The sequence below is a fragment of the Gottfriedia sp. OAE603 genome, from assembly GCF_040543965.1.
Taxonomy (GTDB): Bacteria; Bacillota; Bacilli; order Bacillales; family Bacillaceae_G; genus Gottfriedia; species Gottfriedia solisilvae.
In genome coordinates this window covers 747,820-765,736 of record NZ_JBEUNN010000001.1, presented here as the reverse complement: position 1 = coordinate 765,736, position 17,917 = coordinate 747,820, and the positions used below count along the sequence as shown (strand labels likewise).

20 protein-coding genes are annotated in these 17,917 nt (G+C 30.4%); 4 read left to right on the top strand and 16 right to left on the bottom strand.

The window, feature by feature from the left end; translation table 11 throughout:
- Nucleotides 1–17: 17 nt before the first annotated feature.
- Together ABID96_RS03825 and ABID96_RS03820 are read left to right on the top strand one after the other, a co-directional pair.
- Nucleotides 18–1,238 (top strand): cyanophycinase, encoded by a 1,221-nt coding sequence (locus tag ABID96_RS03825; protein ID WP_192600892.1) that lies wholly within the window; start codon nucleotides 18–20, stop codon nucleotides 1,236–1,238.
- Between the two features lie 396 nt (nucleotides 1,239–1,634).
- Nucleotides 1,635–2,021 carry a hypothetical protein gene (locus ABID96_RS03820; protein WP_129688238.1) on the top strand — a complete coding sequence of 129 codons (387 nt, stop codon included), beginning with the start codon at nucleotides 1,635–1,637 and terminating at the stop codon, nucleotides 2,019–2,021.
- Between the two features lie 498 nt (nucleotides 2,022–2,519).
- Here ABID96_RS03820 and ABID96_RS03815 read toward each other — a convergent pair whose 3' ends face one another.
- The 11 genes from ABID96_RS03815 to ABID96_RS03765 form a co-directional block, all read right to left on the bottom strand.
- Entirely contained in the window at nucleotides 2,520–3,011 is a 492-nt protein-coding gene (locus tag ABID96_RS03815; RefSeq protein WP_192600891.1) for a GNAT family N-acetyltransferase, read from the bottom strand.
- A 99-nt stretch (nucleotides 3,012–3,110) separates the two neighbouring features.
- Nucleotides 3,111–3,302 carry a hypothetical protein gene (locus ABID96_RS03810; protein ID WP_192600890.1) on the bottom strand — a complete coding sequence of 64 codons (192 nt, stop codon included), beginning with the start codon at nucleotides 3,300–3,302 and terminating at the stop codon, nucleotides 3,111–3,113.
- Between the two features lie 221 nt (nucleotides 3,303–3,523).
- On the bottom strand, nucleotides 3,524–3,796 hold the full coding sequence (locus ABID96_RS03805; protein ID WP_192600889.1) for a DUF4190 domain-containing protein: 273 nt from the start codon (nucleotides 3,794–3,796) through the stop codon (nucleotides 3,524–3,526).
- Nucleotides 3,797–4,003: 207 nt separating this feature from the next.
- Nucleotides 4,004–4,705 (bottom strand): hypothetical protein, encoded by a 702-nt coding sequence (locus ABID96_RS03800; RefSeq protein ID WP_192600888.1) that lies wholly within the window; start codon nucleotides 4,703–4,705, stop codon nucleotides 4,004–4,006.
- 82 nt (nucleotides 4,706–4,787) lie between these two features.
- The gene (locus tag ABID96_RS03795; protein WP_192600887.1) at nucleotides 4,788–5,357 is read right to left on the bottom strand and encodes a hypothetical protein; all 570 of its coding nucleotides are present in this window, start codon (nucleotides 5,355–5,357) and stop codon (nucleotides 4,788–4,790) included.
- A gap of 724 nt (nucleotides 5,358–6,081) precedes the next feature.
- Nucleotides 6,082–6,471, bottom strand: coding sequence for a hypothetical protein (locus ABID96_RS03790; RefSeq protein WP_192600885.1), 390 nt, complete (start codon nucleotides 6,469–6,471; stop codon nucleotides 6,082–6,084).
- Between the two features lie 140 nt (nucleotides 6,472–6,611).
- On the bottom strand, nucleotides 6,612–6,998 hold the full coding sequence (locus ABID96_RS03785) for a hypothetical protein (protein WP_192600884.1): 387 nt from the start codon (nucleotides 6,996–6,998) through the stop codon (nucleotides 6,612–6,614).
- A 308-nt stretch (nucleotides 6,999–7,306) separates the two neighbouring features.
- Nucleotides 7,307–7,666, bottom strand: coding sequence for a hypothetical protein (locus tag ABID96_RS03780; RefSeq protein ID WP_192600883.1), 360 nt, complete (start codon nucleotides 7,664–7,666; stop codon nucleotides 7,307–7,309).
- Between the two features lie 266 nt (nucleotides 7,667–7,932).
- A complete protein-coding gene (locus tag ABID96_RS03775) occupies nucleotides 7,933–8,508 on the bottom strand; it encodes a hypothetical protein (protein ID WP_192600882.1) in 576 nt (191 codons plus the stop codon).
- Between the two features lie 290 nt (nucleotides 8,509–8,798).
- The gene (locus tag ABID96_RS03770; RefSeq protein ID WP_192600881.1) at nucleotides 8,799–9,230 is read right to left on the bottom strand and encodes a hypothetical protein; all 432 of its coding nucleotides are present in this window, start codon (nucleotides 9,228–9,230) and stop codon (nucleotides 8,799–8,801) included.
- 192 nt (nucleotides 9,231–9,422) lie between these two features.
- Nucleotides 9,423–9,599, bottom strand: coding sequence for a DnaA N-terminal domain-containing protein (locus ABID96_RS03765; protein ID WP_377897024.1), 177 nt, complete (start codon nucleotides 9,597–9,599; stop codon nucleotides 9,423–9,425).
- Nucleotides 9,600–10,030: 431 nt separating this feature from the next.
- Here ABID96_RS03765 and ABID96_RS03760 point away from each other — a divergent pair, with 431 nt between their 5' ends.
- A complete protein-coding gene (locus ABID96_RS03760; protein ID WP_192600879.1) occupies nucleotides 10,031–10,636 on the top strand; it encodes a zinc metalloprotease in 606 nt (201 codons plus the stop codon).
- Between the two features lie 17 nt (nucleotides 10,637–10,653).
- On the top strand, nucleotides 10,654–11,241 hold the full coding sequence (locus ABID96_RS03755) for a hypothetical protein (protein WP_192600878.1): 588 nt from the start codon (nucleotides 10,654–10,656) through the stop codon (nucleotides 11,239–11,241).
- Nucleotides 11,242–11,786: 545 nt separating this feature from the next.
- Here ABID96_RS03755 and ABID96_RS03750 read toward each other — a convergent pair.
- The 5 genes from ABID96_RS03750 to ABID96_RS03730 form a co-directional block, all read right to left on the bottom strand.
- Entirely contained in the window at nucleotides 11,787–13,331 is a 1,545-nt protein-coding gene (locus tag ABID96_RS03750) for a response regulator transcription factor (protein ID WP_192600877.1), read from the bottom strand.
- Nucleotides 13,332–13,348: 17 nt separating this feature from the next.
- Nucleotides 13,349–14,764: a sensor histidine kinase gene (locus ABID96_RS03745; RefSeq protein WP_192600876.1), complete on the bottom strand. Its 1,416-nt coding sequence runs from the start codon at nucleotides 14,762–14,764 to the stop codon at nucleotides 13,349–13,351.
- The gene (locus ABID96_RS03740) at nucleotides 14,761–15,747 is read right to left on the bottom strand and encodes a sugar-binding protein (RefSeq protein ID WP_192600875.1); all 987 of its coding nucleotides are present in this window, start codon (nucleotides 15,745–15,747) and stop codon (nucleotides 14,761–14,763) included. The genes ABID96_RS03745 and ABID96_RS03740 overlap by 4 nt, the downstream gene beginning before the upstream one ends.
- 256 nt (nucleotides 15,748–16,003) lie before the next feature.
- The gene (locus ABID96_RS03735) at nucleotides 16,004–17,230 is read right to left on the bottom strand and encodes a sensor histidine kinase (protein WP_192600874.1); all 1,227 of its coding nucleotides are present in this window, start codon (nucleotides 17,228–17,230) and stop codon (nucleotides 16,004–16,006) included.
- Nucleotides 17,231–17,237: 7 nt separating this feature from the next.
- Nucleotides 17,238–17,909 (bottom strand): response regulator transcription factor, encoded by a 672-nt coding sequence (locus ABID96_RS03730; RefSeq protein WP_192600873.1) that lies wholly within the window; start codon nucleotides 17,907–17,909, stop codon nucleotides 17,238–17,240.
- Between the last annotated feature and the right edge of the window lie 8 nt (nucleotides 17,910–17,917).

Sequence of the window (17,917 nt, the reverse complement as noted above, 5' to 3'; positions counted from 1 at the left end):
TGGAGGAAGAGTAAAATATGAAACTGAAAATATATAATTCTTTCGTATTATCCTTTGTTTTAGTAGTCTCCCTTGTTTTTGGTTCATTTTTCTTACCAACTAAAAAAAATGCAAATGCAGCAACAGCTCCAAAAGTATTTTTAATGGGTGGGGCTATCGCTGATAATAATTCAGAAATTTATAATGCTTTAAAAACAGCGACTGGAAAAACAAACCCTGTCGTTGCAGTAGTATGTAGTGCAGCAGCAGACTATGCTACAGCATTTGACGCTTACACAAATGATATTCCAGGTCACCTATCATATAAAAATCTGTTCACTAGTTACGGATTCACACCTGTTTTTATTCCTGTAGCCGTTGATAATTATATAACTGAAGCTTACAAACAAAGTAATATTGATTTGATTAACTCGGCAGACGTAATCTTCTTTAATGGTGGAGATCAGTCACGTCATGTTCGCAGCCTTTTAAAAGATGATGGAACCCCAACTCCGTTATTTTCGGCAATTCAACAAAGAGCATCAGCTGGTGCAATAATATCTGGTACTAGTGCAGGTACTGCAGTACAAAGTCCTAAAACTTATGGTGAAGGAATAAGTTACGGATACTTATATTTTAACGGGTTAGCATCTAAGAAGATTAGTGATGTTTCTTTAGCGGATTCTACACATCCCGACAACGGTGCCTACACAACAGGATTTGGTTTTGTAAATGCAGCAATTGATACACATTTTGATGCTCGAGGGCGAATTGGTCGTATTTTATTAGCAGAACGTGATTTAAATCTAAAGGTCGGGTATGGAATCGATGAAAACACAGCGTTATCTCTTAATGGCACGACAGGGAAAGTGTACGGAGAACGTGGTGTTTTTGTTGTAGATTCCACAAATGCCGTGTATGGAACATTATCTTCATATACCGCTAATAATGTAAAGGTAAGTTATTTAACTTCAGGAGATATCTATAATAGTAGTACAAAAACTGTAACATCAACAAAAACTCTAATTACAACACCTTATTACACTACTATTCGTGATTCATCTAATATTTTCGGAGAATATGAAACTACAATAACAATTACAAGATTAGTTGATACGAACGTTTCTTACTTATATGGAGACACCTATGAAACTGGACCACAATTTACTCTAAAATTTATTAAAGATGCAAATACAAAAGGTTATTATAAAAATGGTAAATACACTGTAAGTAATGTCACGATAAATATTTCCTATTAGAACGTATAAGAGCACTCTTTTATAAGAGTGCTCTCTTTGTTTTATTATGACTTCCCTATACTTTTAAGATAAAAAATGTTAGTGATTAAAAACAAGTAGTGAGCAAAAAATCAGCCGTTAAAAATAATATTTGAAACTGATCCCTTCATTTCATTTCCAATTAATAAAGTATATCTATGTTGAGGTACTCAATGATCATCTTGAGTTAAGAAGCACTCGTCCTCAACCATTCGCACTAATGGTTATTATTACTTGTATAAAATTGGGTAATATCACAGTTTGTCTATCCGTAACCTACTATCCACTTATGAATATGATGAAAAGAGACTAGTTACCTAGTTACTCCTCTCATCAGTTATAAGAACTAGCTAAAACTTTAAAAAAGGTCGTGGATATATGAATGAAGAAGAAATTTTTGAAATAGGTGCCAATTGTCTTCTAAGGGTAGGGAACCGTTTTTTTGCAGTTGTTGAAATAGAATCAGAAGTTCCTGGAATCGATTTAGAGGTATTTGTTATCATTCGTATTAATATGGAAACAGCAAAAAGACTTAAAAATGCAGGACTTGATTTTTGTGAAATAAGAAACACTGCTCCTAGAAATGAAGATGGCGTAACGGCAGAATTCAAGTGTATCTTTATAACTAACCGTCAGGCATTTGCTCTTTTTGATGTAGAAAATGATATTGATCAAGCTGTCTTTGTACGAATTTCATTAGAAGAAGCAGAACGTGCAATAAGAAGAGGTGCAATGCGTTGTACTGTTATTGATGCAAGAGATTAATAATATAAAAAACATATTTTGACTAATTAAAAGACTATGTTAATCATATAAAGAAAGATTAGTTAAGTAGATAGTAAAATAAAAAGTATTTATTAAGCAGCCTTAGCCTTGTATTTTAAAGGGTTAAGGCTATTAATTTTCTTTTGGAATTGTTTGTTTTGTACCGCAATTTAAATATGAGTGTTTATATCGATAAATGTTTACAAAACAGAAATAAGTCCTCTTTTATTTACTTAGAATATCCACCTAAACTTTGTTCAGCCATTTGAGCAATGCAGTTTATAATGTCTCCACTTACAGAACCAATTGCACTATCTGTTGTAGAAAGTTAGATCCCATAAAACATTAAAAACATTCTTTCTCAAGGTTAGAACAATCCCTTGTGCAACTAGACTGCCATTTATTTCAATAAAAAAACGAGCTATAAGTAACTCGTTTTCTTCAACTAATGCTGTGCATTAGTTGGGTTAGGATGTTCAAGTTTTAAAAACAAATACACTACTGCACTAAGGATTCAATGGAATAAATTGCTTGCTCGGCTCCGAATCTTATAATTTTCTTTTCAAGTTCCATACCTAACTTCTCTAAAAGTTTACAAGAAGGAGTATTAGCTATTTGCGTTTCTGCAACCACTTTGGTTAGTTTCAATTCATTTAAAGCATATTTTATTATCACTTGAACAACTTCAGTTGCATAACCTGATCCCCACCAATTAGGTAAAAATTGATATGAAATTTCGAGAAATAGTCCATCGTGATGTGGCGTAAGAGAAACTAACCCTATAAAAGTATCTGTTTGTATTTCTCTTACAATCCAATAATAAGAATCTTCATTTGAATTAAGCATTTCGTCTAAGACTACTCTAATTGAATCTTCTTCAGGTATTCCACCGAGAAAATTTCTTACTTTTTTATTTATGTATAATTTTTTGACATCATCATAATCCAATTTTTGAAAAGAATTAATAAAACATCGCTCTGTTTCAAACAAAATAATTCATCTCCTGAAGGGTTTTGCATACTTATCTAATTGCCACATTTATCCTTGTGTTCTAATACAACTAACGCGCTAGTTAGTTGAACAAGAAATTTACTTTTGCTCTTTTTTTAATTTGTAGAAAAACCATCCACCCCAACCTCCAGCTAGTACTAGAAGCAAAGTAATAAAATGATTACTAGGGTGATTCGAATTGAATATTTCAATTTTAAAAATTTTTGATAAAACTACAATGAACGCAAAAGTTAACAGTCCAAAAATCAATCTGATAAAATAGTTTTTCATTAAGATAAACCTCACTATTATTAATTAACTTTATTATAACATTCCTAATTTAACTAAACTTGCCGTTATTTGAATAAGAAAAAAGAGCTGCCGTAGCAACTCGATGATATACAACTAACGCGCCAGTTAGTTCAATACGAATTTTTTTATATTGGTTTCTATCAATCTTTTTCACTACAATCAAATTCAGGGAATAAAATATGAGCTAATCGAAGTTAATGCTACTTACCACCTGTTATTAACATGTAATATATATACGCCATAAATGCCATTAATAAAATCAAAATACTCTGGATCCATATTCCGATGATACTACAAATCCTACCTGATTTAGCTAAACCTTTTCCTTTTTCATTTGAATTATCAATTTCAACAATGCTTTTCTTTGATAATGAATTCCCAATAATCCCAAGGATTAATCCAATTATAGGAAGGATTATTGATAATATACCTAATGTTAATCCTAAAATAGATTTTTTATTTGTTGTTCCCACCTTACTCCTCCGTAAAAAATATTATAGAATTGCACCGTTCTGGCTTTGTTTAGTTGTGTTACTCAATTTTAACGATTATTCCCTTAAAATTTCTATGGTAAATTATCCCGTTTATTTCTCAACCTTCTTCAACTAAACTGCCAGTTACTACAATAAAAAAAGCCGCGTAGCGACTCGTGATCTTGTTTAACTAACGCGCCAGTTAGTTCAATAAGGTTCATATTCAAAAATAGCCCAAGGAAGCCAAAAAACATCTTCAGTTCCTAGTTCTTCATCATTTGCAATGTCACAACATTTTTCTGCTTCCTCTAGTGAACTTACAAATCCATTTTCATTTAATGAAAAATCAAATTGATTTTTAAAATCTTTCTCTAATCCGTTGCACAAATACGAATGGAAGATATTAGTTTCATAACCTAAAATCTCAAAACCTTTTATTGAAGTTACATCATCAATAAAATCTTTCTTCATCAATATATTCTCGAGACCTGTTCTATCTTCCGTGGTTTTGTTTAATGTGCCTTCCTCATCAAAAAAACTTTCTAAATAATTGCTTGGTAATCCAAAACCTATGATTCGTAAATCTTGTATATGATTTAAAAATGTACAATAAAATTCTTTTGCTAAATTTAATGATGGGAATATTTGTGGATATTCGAATTCCTTCAAGTCAAAGTGATCTTGAATCCATTTTTCCATCTCTTTATATTTGTCTTCTGAAATATTAACTTCTTTAATGTACTTTAGTTTATTTTCCTTCGAACCACTCCAAAATACATTGATTTCGGGATGGATATCACAAATGCACTCACTTACTGAGATTACTTTCTCTGGTATTATTTCTTTATACATATATTCTTGTCTCATAGTAGGAGCAACAATATAATATCCTCCTGAAATAAATTTCATAATACACCTCGTTTAAATAAAAATCACATTTATCCAGCAAGAATTCCTCGTCCACAACCTATTCAATTAACGCATGCGTTAATTACTTAACTAGTTTTCCATTTTTATCAAAATATTTATATTCCAAACTAAATGCTTCAGATGCTTTATACATTGTAAGAATACTAGCGCTTGGTTTACCCACGTTAATTTCATTTTTCTCTGTGCTACCAGTAGCATTCACAACGCGAACACCCAATTTAGCGACAGTATTTTCGTAATTTGTTATTACAAGTAGGTTCAAAGGCAAAGGCTTTCCATCTTTAAATCCCCTAAATAAAGGGAAAACTTGAAGGTTTTCTTCTGTTTTATTTTCGAGGTTGGTGTATCCATAATCAGCATCGATAAATTTATAATTTCCAAGACTGTTTTTTTCAAAGTGTATATTTGCAGGGATATTATCATGCAAATACGCTACATATCGATCTTTTTTCAAATCAAAAATTTTTATAATTTCAATTGATTGTTGCTGCTCGTTTAAAGCTTGAATAGTTTCTACGATATTTTTTTTATCGTTTCCATTCATTAGAAAAGTAGGTTTAAAGAATATGTACCAGATAATAGCTACACACAACAATAACATAACGGCTATCCTTTTTTTATGATGTATCACTGACTTACCTCCCATGGTGATCACTTCTAAGTATGTTAATTCTAGGTTTTATAAAAATTTTCTTCCAAATGGTGATGAGTTATTTCCATACGTTTAGTAAATAACACCTTACTTATTCAATCTAATTTGCAGTTTTGCATAATAAAAAATCGACTAAAAAGTCGATCATGATGTACAACTAACGCGCCAGTTAGTTGCTTAAGGATTAAACTTAATACTCAAATACATTAAGCCATTGACCATCAGGACCTATTGTAATATGTGGAATTTTATTTAATTCAAACAATTTGCAAATGTGAACATTCTTCTTATTTATATTTTTTAATAGCTCTGTTACATCGGTTTCGGAAAAAACAAGATTGTCTATTGTGGTAGACCGTAAATAAAATTCGTAAATAAATTTATTCAGACTGTCTTTTAAATATCCTAAATGACCTATTTCCCTTGGAAAAACTCGTGGTAAAGGAAATTTATTTAGTTCATTAAAGTCACTAGATAATTTCTTTAATAGTTCTTGTTCGCACTCGGGTATAATTGCGTAAATATAACATCCTTGCTTGTAGAACCTATTGAATATATTAACAAACTCCTGTTCATCCATTTCTTCATCGAGTAATATTTCTCGTACATTCGGAACGCACTCCAAAATGAAATCACCTCTTTTTTATGATTATACAAAAAAAGCTGCTTCTAAGCAGCTTGTGATCTTCAACTAACGCGCCAGTTAGTTGAATAATTTATAATTGTTTATTTCGTGAGAACTTTCTACCTGTATCAATCCACTTTTGCCGATTAACTTAAAAATCACTTCTGCCTCACCATAATATTCCTTTTTTAATTGGCCAATAACACCAATTGATCCTGTTTCGCCTTCAATTTTATAATGTAGAGTTATAGAACCTTTACCATTTGGCTTTACATTTAATTTATATTCTTCACCTTGTAATATTGTGGGTATTTTGATATCTCCTTTTGGGGTAGTAAGTATTAACCCTGAGATATTTTTGTTCGTCTGGTTTTTAATTTTAATGTTAAACCCTTCATGTCCCGAAAATAGGAAAAAACACCCTATTCCTATTATTCCTAAAAGTATTACTATCAAAAGTTTTTTCATGATGTTAACCTCAGTACACTGTATTTATTATCAAAATTATAACATAATATCTTTTGCCTAATTGAACAAATCTACCAATTAAATCAACAAAAAAAGTAGCCATTGGCTACTTTTAGAAGTACAACTAACGCGCCAGTTAGTTAACTTTTAATATTTTTATTCATGATAATACCTCGATGATAATATGCTTTTCCATTAATAATTTTCTCTATAGCATTAATGAACATTGGAAGTATGATATCAAGAACAAATTCACAATTACAAATACTATTTTCGTTTATACCAATTATGGTAAACCCGAAATTACATTTTGGTGGAACAGTATCATCCCACTCTTGAAGAGTACCTTCTTCATATGGGCGGGTAATATTTACTTCATAACTATTATTATAATGATAAATCAACCATTCTGTTTCATTCTCAAAATCATTTTTAATAAAATCTAAAGGTAATAAATTCTGAAGCTTATTACCAAATTCCTCTAAAGAAAGTGGAGAATAAAAAGCAATGTGCTCCATTACATTCATAAAACATAACCCTCTTTATCATAAAAGTATTGAATAAAATCCCTCATTGAAATCTATTTACACCAATTCATTTAACTCGGTATTATAAAAGAATTTCAATTGAAAAACCTATTTTTCTACCACATTAAATCTTATTTTTTGTGTATATGACCTTTATTCGGCAGGAATGGTTTCAGCACCTTCTTTCTGCACTAACCTGAAAGTTTTTCCCAAAAAAAATGAGCCACTATAGTACTCTTTTTGTTGAACTAACGCGCCAGTTAGTTTAATTGATCCTAGAAGAAGACACTTTACTGTTATAGGATCAATTAATTAATAAATTCATCAATATCACATTCGAAACCGTGATTCTCTTTTATTATGATTGCAACTTGTTTAGCCAAATTTCTTATCCTTTTTAAATTAGAAGATTTATTGAACATTGTATTTTCGACAATTTTATGTTCTATCACTTCAATTTCGTTTATGTTAAATTCTTTTACTTCATAAAATGCAGTTATCTCTAAGGCATAAATTCCCTGCCAACTAAATACAGTTAAGTCCACCAAATTTAAGTTCGTTTCTATTTCAAACTGTAGCTCCTTTTTATATTCCTCATGAAGTGTAGTAACTCTATGTTCAAAGCTATTTATAATACTTTCTATTTTAAGTTCTAATGTTTCTGACATAATATGTACCTCCAAATAAAAAAAAGACGTCTTGTAAGAAGACTAAATTATAATATAGTTTCTATTTACGGGATAGGACCTCTGTAAAATAAATCATCTTACATTAATGACTAGTAAGAATATACCGTAATTTAAGTATTACTTTTAAAACTAATGCGCCAGTTAGTTCAATAAGAAAATAAAAAAAGCTGCATCTATACAACTATTCATAGTTACATGCTAAATTTCCTAGTGACTCGTATATTTATATTTAAAATAAATGGTTTTTAGTTTGAAGATACATTTGTACTTACTAGTGACCATTTGCCATCTTTGTATAGATAATTAAAATAAGTCGTCCATTGTACTTCTTTATTTTTTGGCATAATAACGATTTGAAGTTTTCTACCTTCTACGAGACCACTAACTTCAACATCATCCCAGCCTTCCATCTTACTCGTTTTGTTAATTTCTTTTACTATTCCTTTTCTATTCATTCTTTCTTCATAAAGAGTTAGTGAACGTTTAGTTAAACTCTTCTTTGTCTCATTTGTAAAATAAATTTTATTCTCGATTGGTCTGTAAATTTTAGCTGAACCAATTAAAAACACCACTAACAAAATTATTGTTCCAAAAAAAGCTAGAATAGAGTGCTTACGTGTTTTTGCATAGTATTTTCCAAAGAATTTAAAATAAAACCAGTAAGGTAAGCAAAAAACTAACATTGGAACACCAAACCAAAAAATAGAAATGAATAACCAACCTACAACGAATGATAGTATTGTGGGTATTCCGTTATATAGTATAAGTAATACACTTAAAAGAAATGGTGCCGAGTAAAATAATAACGCTTTAATTTTCATAATTACCCCTTTTATATATACATGATTAACATATAAATTGATTAACTAATAGATCGACTGATTCTATTAAATAATTCTATTAAATATATATTTCAAATTTCTTAATTAACAATTATTATATCATTCTTGAATTAACTGAACTTCCTAGTGCAATAAAAAAATAGACTACTGCAACAGTCTATCGGTTTACAACTAAAGCGCCAGTTAGTTCAATAAGAAAACACATATCCTTTGTGGAGGAGAATATCGCTTAGATTTCTTCATAAAAACTACCAGAATAAAAATTGCATTCAATTATTTCTATTTCTAATAAATCTCCAATTAATAAATACCAATATAGATAATAACACTATTGCCGAGAACCACAAATAAAAGCCAAGGTTATGTTCCGTAACTATGGATGTAGTTCCTCCCTCATCAAGCATCAGTTCCATTGGAAACAATGGGAGGATAGCCAGTAATAACATAAATAAATGGCTAATACTAGTTTTCTTACCTCTTAATGTCTGAATCGAAATGTAAACAAAAAACAGGTTTGCATACCAACTAACGGTAGACATCATCCCCGCTAATATACCTAACCAACCTATTAACAACATAACAAGTCCGCCAAATTTATCTCCACTAGCTGTTGTTAAAGCAGGTAACTTTAACGAAATACAAAACAAAGCCCAAATTACTATTAGAGCAATCGTATTAAATTTTTTGAGTTCCTTTTTCATTAATTTTGTTACTCCTTACCATTTAATAGATCTAGAATATGATTGTTCCATATGGTTTTCTGAAATTATTTATATCTATACTATCATATTATTATTTTTATCTGTTTTTCTACTTCAACTAACCTGCTAAATACGTATTAAAAAAGCAGCCAATGGCTGCTTTTGAACTACAACTAACTCGCTCTCGTTAGTTCAATTAGAAACTTCTTCAGAACACTTGGTAGTTATCTTAATTATCAGATTTTCTTCTAAGATTTTATCAATTAAATTTTGAATATGATTAGAGTATTTCATACGAATCCAATCCGATGAAAATTCATTTTCAGCATATATTCTTAATTCGTTATCATTAACCAACTCTAAGTCAATGCTAATAATTAAATGTTTTGTTACCAGGTAGTGTTGGATAATATATTTTCCTTAATATGAAAAACACTAGTATTTTAATTTATTCACAATGGATTGACCGTTTTTGTCATATAACATTTAGGATAACATTTATAGTCTAGTAAAAGTTAGATTTTTTTGTAAAGAATAAATATAAATTCACTAGCGTTTAGACCGTACCCAAAATGAACAATCAAATATAATTCGACCAAAATATATCAATGATAATCTCAATAAAAATTATTATTGCGATGTTTTCCCTTTTATGCTTTTTGTTAAATAATCATAATTACCTACTTTGTCGAAAAAAGAGAGAATATTCTTAATTTTTAAAAAGGAAATAAATGGAAATTATCGAACTTTAATTTGAGTAGTAAAAAATTTATAGTTTCAAAGATTAAAGGAGGTTAACAATGAGTAAAAAACGGAATACAAATATATTACTAGGTACAATTTTAGGAGCTTCAATAATTTTTAATGGATATTTAGCTCACAACGCCCTAGCAAATGACAATAGTCCTTCAGTAATTGTCTCAGTAGATAAGTGGAAAAGCTCTAATGTTACGTATGATTTTGATGACAATACTTGGCCAACTTCATTTGATTATGCGGTTAACGAATCTGCTGCTGGAACTGGTTTAAAAGGCTGGAATGCAAATTCTGGAATATTTCTTGGATACTCATCTTCATCTAACAATGATTGGCTATATGGACCAGCAGATTCGCTAGCTGTAACTTTATGCTATTCCGATGCAAGTCATAATTTGACAGAGGTTAACACTACAATTAACTCTAGCTACAGTTGGTACACCGGGCTAACAGGTACTCCATCTTCAACCCAGTATGATTTGAAAACTGTTGCATTACATGAAATGGGTCACTGGCATAGATTACTCGATACATATTTAAGTACTCATTCTAGTTATGTAATGTATGGATATACAAATAAAGGCCAAGTAAAACGATCTTTAACATCATTTGATACTGAAGCAGCAAAGATAATGTATGGTCCAAATTAAGTGAAGGAGTTGTACTTATGAAATTAAATAAATTATTAGCTATAGGAATAGTAGTAAGTTGTTCATTATCAGTTGGACTTTATGTTCATGGTGCAGCAGATAATAAGCAAATAAATAATAAATTATATTCTACAGTTGACTCACTTGAAGTAAATTATCCTACTATTGAAGATTTATCTAACAATTCGCCATTAATTGTAAAAGGTAAAATAATTTCTGAAAAAAATACAAAAAAAGCAGTAACTAAACAACCAGAATCTGTAACCGACACTGATACTGATGAGGTCTTATATACTAACAAAGTATTAAAAATTCAAAAAGTATATAAAGGTGAAGGTATAAAAGCTGGTGATGAAATAGAAATTAGAACCATAGGCGGTGAGTTAGACAATGTAGTTCAAATAAGTGAATTATCAATAGAGAATAATAAATCATATATTTTATTTCTAAAACCTAGCGTTTATCCAGTAACCGATGGTGCATATGCAGTTCAAGGAGGAGTGCAAGGTAAATTTGAACTCTCAGATCAAAATAAGATAAAAAATGAAAAGTATAAAGATATTACTGATTTAGAAAAATTAGAATTGAAGGTTAAAAAACAATAAATCTTATATAACACGAACTTAAAAGCCAATCCTTAATAAATGGATTGGCTTTTAAATTATAGAATACATTACTAGTTTCGCATAGATAAATAATTAGGTTGGGTATAAACCCAATACTACAGCGTTTTCACTTTTCCCTTTAATCTTGATGAAAACATTTAAATAAGTATCTCTTTTACTCAGAATGATTTGGAGTTAAGTGTTAGTTACTTCTAATAAATGGTAAGATTAATTACCTCCTTTCGTTAAAAATCTGTCCGATAGTAGAAAAACGCGGATAAATTTTGGTTTTACAAATTTAAAATACGCATCTTATTGTGAATCCCTTCACTTAAACTATACTGCCATTTAGTTTAAGTGATAAACTTCACATATTAAAGGGAAGTTAGTTAGATTTAATCCTTAAATAACGCTGAGACCAAATATTATTTCAGATTTACTTGAGTTTTTCTATATTCTTTTTCTATTAATCCAACGATAATTTATTCGTACTGCCATCACTACTTCACAATAAAAAAACGACCCAAACCTGAGTCGTCTAAAATCTATCTATTAATCAACTTACTCCGATACTGTTTCGGAGACTCATTCGCATACTTCTTAAACACCCGACTAAAATAATTCGGATCCTTATACCCAACTTCATAACTAATTTCTTTTAAGTTCAGTCGATCATCCTGCATTAGCTTCTTAGCTTGTTCAATTCGGACCTTCATCACAAAATCACTAAATGTTTCACCCGTTTTCTTTTTAAACATTTTGCTAAAGTAGAACGAATTTAGGTTTACATGGTTTGCGATTTGTACGAGCGAGATGTCTTCACGATAATTCTCATAGATATAAGCCTTTGCAAGTTCGACGAAATGGTTAATCCTTGTTTCTTTTTCTTTACTCATGATTTGGATTAACTTAATCATTTGCTGTTCAGATACTTTTTTAATTAGGACTACTTCGTCAATATCTGGAAATTCAAATGTAGTAACTTGATAGTTTTGCTGTTGTAGGAGTTGTTCCAAATGATTAAATAAAATGATTAATTCTGCCTTCAATTGCTTTGTATCTAAATTTAGTTCCAGTGTTAAACGGTCATAAATTCGACTAAATTGTTCAAGGGATAAGTCCAAATCAAGCATATTTATCGCGCTGCTAATTGCTAGTAATTCATCATTTGTAATCTTAACAAATTTTGATGAAAGTTTAGTTTCTGAAACCTCGTCTAACCCAGCATTAAATAAATACATTGCTTCAAAATAAGATTTCCGCCAACCTTCGATCCCTTTTTGGATAGATCCAACTTCACATCGAATAGTATATCCTGTTTGTTTTTGAACATATTCTTTTAATTTTTTTGCACTATTTTTAATTTCAATTTCTTGGATTAGGTGTAATCTATTTAATTCTATTGGCTCAAAAATAGCAATTTTACCTTCAACAATTGGGCTAACAATACAGTTATTTTCCGACTTCATATAGTGCTTTACACATTCATATATTCTTTTTAAATCTAAATCTTGTAATAGGTCATGAGAATCGATACATACAACTTTACTAAAGCCATACTCTACCTTAAAGTCTAGTAAATTAGTCATTTCATCAGGGCTGATATCCTGAATCGTATTTAACATAATCATTAATGACAATTCATTTTCTGTTAAAGGTCTAAAGTGCGAGAGCATTTCAATATGATGTAATTCCTCGACTCTTTTTTGATAATCATGTTCTATTTCTGCAATCAATCCCTTTAATAAGGAAATAATCTGTTCTCTCTTTGCAGGCTTTAAAATGTAATCCTTTACTCCCAATGAAATTGCAGCTTTAGCATATGAAAAATAATCATATGCAGTTACAATGATTATTTTAGCTAAAGGTAATTTTTTTCTAATTACTTCCACTGCTTCAAGCCCTTGAATACCTGGCATTTTTATATCCATAAAGATAATATCATAGTGATTTTTTTCAGCACATTCTATCGCAACTCGTCCATTTTCAGCATGATCAATTTTAAATAATTCAGGTAATCCCTTCTTAATCGTAAGCTCTAATCCTTCTCTTTCTAAAGGTTCATCATCTGCGATTAACAATCTGTACATTATGCTTCCTCCTTTCGTTATGAACTGCACGGTATCGTTAAAATAATTTTAGTTCCTTCATTAATTTTGCTCTCTATTTTCACTATATCTTCTTTTCCATAATATAATTCTAAACGTTTAAATACATTGATTGTACCTAGACCAGTAGATTTTCTTTTTTCATGTAAGGTATTTGTTGTATTTAACAAACTGTATTTAACCTCTTCAGTCATTCCTCTTCCATTATCGTAAACGGTTATGGTGATCACATCAGTAGATTTTTTTATTTCTAAACCAATGACAGCATCATTTTCCATGTGCTCGATTCCGTGAATAAAAGCATTTTCAAGTAATGGTTGGATCGATAAACACGGAATTAATTGTTCTAGACATTCATCATCAACATTAATCTCGAAACTTACTCGATCTCGAAATCTAGCTTTTTGAATTGAGAAGTATTCTTTAGCATTTAGAATTTCATCTGAAATCGTTACGGCCTCGTCAAGCTTTCGCAGATTATATCTCAATAAATTAGAAGTAGAAATTGTTAAATCACTCGTTTGTTCTGCTCCCTCTATATAAGCCAATTTTGAAATAACATTTAAAGTATTAAATAAAAAATGAGGATTAATTTGACTTTGAAGGGCTTTTAACTCAAGTTCCTTAACAAGACGGTCTTTTTCAACTATTTCTAAATTTTTTGACATTAGAATTTTTAAATTATGCATCATTTCATTAAATATTTCGCCTAGAATTCCAACTTCATCCTTCGTTGATGTAGTAAATGGACCAACTTCAAAATTCCCTTTACCAATCTGTTTCGCCATATAAATGAGCTTATTGATTGGCAGAATAATACTTCTAGACAACCAGATCGCAAAAACGATACTCATGATCGTAGTAATAATAAATAACATTACTCCAAGTTTATTCATAGAATTCGTATATTTAACGACATTATTATAAATGGGATAATAAGTATTTAATTCAATATCAACTAGATTTTGACTATCCTCTTTGATAAATGAGGCAATCTTTTCTACTTCCTTATACTGTTCAACATAATTAGAATAATTTTTTTGAATGAGACTATTTGTAATGCTGTCTTCTTCTTCCAAAAATGAATTTAGAGTATAGTAATAGTTTTCTATAATCAGTTCATTATTTTTTTTGACACTTTGGTTCATTAATTTGTTTTTTAAATGTTTCAATTTTTCCTTATGGTTGATTAATAATTTATAGTTTTTTGAATCTTGATATATGATATAGCTACTTAAGAATCGTAAATTTTTATCTGTCTCATTAGAGATTTGTTTATAAATATAAATTTTATCAATCATGAGATTGTAGCTTTCTTGCACTTTTTTTCCGCTTTCAAAAATAAAAAATGAAACAAGATTTAGTAGTAAAACAATGATTGGTATAAATATAAATAGCTTAGTACGTATTTTCAATGCCTTACCTCCTGAAGGACATTATCACTAGTAATGACCTCGGTTGGCGTATGATTAATTTTAACAATTTGCTCTCCATGTATTGATTTATAGAGCAATTCCACACCTTTAAACCCCATATCATATGGCTTTTGGACAATTGTAGCTTTAATTTTATGATCAATAATCCCTTTCATTGTTTCCTCTAAACCATCAAATCCGTAAATTTGGATTTCACGGTCAAACACATTGTTTGTTGCATTTGAAATTCCAATCGCATCTAATGCACTAATACCAACCATTATATTGATATTGTCATATTTACGTAGCATACGCTCAGCTTGGAGTGATGCCTGTATTTTCGAAATATTCGAACTAGACCGATCAATCACATGCAAATTCGGATATTGATTGATTACATTTAATAAACCATTCAACCTCATTTTTTGGCTTTCGGAGGTTTCACTTCCTATAATAATGCCAATATTACCTTTCCCATTCGTCATTTCGGCAACTGTTTGTCCTAACTGAATACCTGCTTTATAATTATCAGTCCCAATATATGATTTTCTTAAACTATCAGGTGCATCGGTATCAATCGTAATAACAGGGATATTTTTCGAAATAGCTTGATTAATAATAGGGGTAAACTTTTTATTATCTATACTTTGTACAATGATTCCATCAACTTTTGAAGCAACCGCTTTTTCTAAAAGCTTTAATTGCTCATCTACACTCGTTCGAAGTGGAGCAACATATTCTATATTAATATCGTATTTTTTCGCACTATCTTTTGCACCCTTATTAACACTTTTCCAATATGGGTTGTCATATTCTTGACCAATTAAAATGAAATGCTTTTTCCCAACCTTCTTATCTTCACTAATAGACAAAGACTCTATTGCACGCTCAATTTGATTAGAGCTAGCTTCATATCTTAGAAGAACATAGATGAACAATATTAGTAATATCGTAAAACTTAAAATCCATTTATCGAATTTCATTTTTTCTCCCACCTTATATTTCTATCTTATTCATTAATGAATACGTTTACAATATATTATTATTTTGTAGACTATGTTTTCCTAGTGCAATTGCATGAAGAATTAACATTCTGTTTAAGATATTAAGAAACTTTAACTTGCCCGCTCAAACAAAAAAAGCACACTACATGTGTACTTTTTTGGTGAATTTAACATTCTTTTATCATGATTTCCTTCTTTTTCTACAATATTTCCTAAGAAATAACGCTATATTACATTATTTAGTTGAATGAATCGGTAAGATAATTTCAAAGGTTGTTCCTACATCCTTTTTACTGTGCACTCGAATCTTCCCATTATGCTCCTCTACAATCCACTTGGCAATAGACAATCCTAGACCTATACCAGATTTAGACGTTCGTGATTCATCTTCTTGGAAAAATCGGTCAAATATCCTTGTTACGTTTTCTTCTTTAATTCCAACTCCACTATCTTGAACTTTTAAAACAATATGATTCTTTATTTGTTCGCAGCTGATTTGAATCGAATCATTTTCTTTTGTAAACTTTAAAGCATTATCGATGAGAATGACAAGTAACTGGTGTATTCGTTCTTGGTCACCATAATAAAAATGGGTATTACTTATTAATAATGAAATTTCTTTATTTTGAAATGACACAATTTCAGAGAAGTGAGAAATAACTTCCTCTAATAATTCGTTCAGGGAAAACATATTTCTGTTCAACTGAATTTGACCTGAATCTGATCTAGCTAAAGTTAACAGACTTGCTACAAGTTTAGAAAGTCTTCTATTTTCTTTTAATAGGATTGAAAAGTCTTGTGCTTTTTCTTCAATTGTAGCATTTGGACTTCTTAATATTAGCTCTAGTCTTGATTGAATAACGGTTAGTGGTGTTCGTATTTCATGGGATGCATCTGATACAAATTCTTGTTGCTTTTGCCATGCGTTTTTGATGGGAATTAGCGCACGATCCGCAAGAATGTTACCAGCTATCACAGACAAAATACTACCAATGACCCATCCAACAAGTAAGATAATTAACAAGGTGTCTAATAGCTCTTTTTCAGAATCTATATTTCGTAGAAGCTGAAGTGTTATTTTTCCGTGCCTAGTATCACCTTGAATAGAAATCGTTCGGTAGTTCATGTTTCCAACTTTATCATCATACAGCTCATTGATTTTTTTAGGATATTTCAGTTCCTCTTCTAAAAAAACGACATTTGCACCTGGCAACGGATTAGTGCGTTGTTTATTCTCATCCCATATGATCATTAATAATCTTGGATCTCGATTTGCAATTTGCAAGCCAGCAGGATTATCACTTTTTTGAATCCGTTCGATTGTCCATAATAAAGATTGGTCAACGTCCTTGTACAAACGTGTATTTGTATATGTAAAGATAATGACGGACAGTATTCCAATCAATAGGCTAAATACAACTGAATTTATGATTGTTAACCGAATTTTTGTTTTCTTAAACATACTTCACCTAATCTTCTTTCAAAATATATCCAATACCTCTTACTGTTTTTATGGCAGTACCATAATTGAATGGTTCTAACTTTTTACGAAGCTGATGTACATATACTTCAACGATTGCGACGGTTGTATCAGAGTCAAATCCCCAGACTCTATCAAAAATTTGCTCCTTCATTAAAATCTTACCTTGATTCTGAATTAAATACTCCAATAATTCAAATTGCTTAATTGTTAAGTGAATCGTTTCTCCATTTACTTCAACTGGATGTTCCTTCCCTTTTAACACAATACCTTCATATTTTAATGAACTATCAATTGATAGTTTTCCACTTCTTCTTAAAAGAGCGTAAATACGAGCAAGTAATTCTGGGCCTTGAAAAGGCTTAACAAGATAATCATCTGCACCTAAATTCAAGCCTTCAACTCTATCCTCAAGAGCATCCTTAGCAGTCAACAATAAGACCGGTGTTAGTATTCCTTCTTCTCTCAAATCCTTTACAATCTCAAATCCATTTTTATATGGTAACATCACATCTAATACAATTACATCATATATATTTTGCATTGCTAAAAATAATCCTTCATCACCATCTAAAGCCGAATCAACTGTAAAATCAGCCGATAATAACTCGACAATGGATGTTAAAACTTCCTCATGATCTTCTACGACTAATATCTTCATTTAACTTC

Excerpts from the sequence above, each read along its gene's own strand:
- ABID96_RS03775 (WP_192600882.1), bottom strand. The coding sequence starts at position 8,508 with ATGAAAATTAAAGCGTTATTATTTTACTCGGCACCATTTCTTTTAAGT.
- ABID96_RS03780 (WP_192600883.1), bottom strand. The coding sequence starts at position 7,666 with ATGTCAGAAACATTAGAACTTAAAATAGAAAGTATTATAAATAGCTTT.
- ABID96_RS03785 (WP_192600884.1), bottom strand. The coding sequence starts at position 6,998 with ATGAATGTAATGGAGCACATTGCTTTTTATTCTCCACTTTCTTTAGAG.
- ABID96_RS03825 (WP_192600892.1), top strand. The coding sequence starts at position 18 with ATGAAACTGAAAATATATAATTCTTTCGTATTATCCTTTGTTTTAGTA.
- ABID96_RS03820 (WP_129688238.1), top strand. The coding sequence starts at position 1,635 with ATGAATGAAGAAGAAATTTTTGAAATAGGTGCCAATTGTCTTCTAAGG.
- ABID96_RS03740 (WP_192600875.1), bottom strand. The coding sequence starts at position 15,747 with ATGAAATTCGATAAATGGATTTTAAGTTTTACGATATTACTAATATTG.
- ABID96_RS03770 (WP_192600881.1), bottom strand. The coding sequence starts at position 9,230 with ATGAAAAAGGAACTCAAAAAATTTAATACGATTGCTCTAATAGTAATT.
- ABID96_RS03760 (WP_192600879.1), top strand. The coding sequence starts at position 10,031 with ATGAGTAAAAAACGGAATACAAATATATTACTAGGTACAATTTTAGGA.
- ABID96_RS03755 (WP_192600878.1), top strand. The coding sequence starts at position 10,654 with ATGAAATTAAATAAATTATTAGCTATAGGAATAGTAGTAAGTTGTTCA.
- ABID96_RS03735 (WP_192600874.1), bottom strand. The coding sequence starts at position 17,230 with ATGTTTAAGAAAACAAAAATTCGGTTAACAATCATAAATTCAGTTGTA.
- ABID96_RS03750 (WP_192600877.1), bottom strand. The coding sequence starts at position 13,331 with ATGTACAGATTGTTAATCGCAGATGATGAACCTTTAGAAAGAGAAGGA.
- ABID96_RS03810 (WP_192600890.1), bottom strand. The coding sequence starts at position 3,302 with ATGAAAAACTATTTTATCAGATTGATTTTTGGACTGTTAACTTTTGCG.
- ABID96_RS03800 (WP_192600888.1), bottom strand. The coding sequence starts at position 4,705 with ATGAAATTTATTTCAGGAGGATATTATATTGTTGCTCCTACTATGAGA.
- ABID96_RS03730 (WP_192600873.1), bottom strand. The coding sequence starts at position 17,909 with ATGAAGATATTAGTCGTAGAAGATCATGAGGAAGTTTTAACATCCATT.
- ABID96_RS03790 (WP_192600885.1), bottom strand. The coding sequence starts at position 6,471 with ATGAAAAAACTTTTGATAGTAATACTTTTAGGAATAATAGGAATAGGG.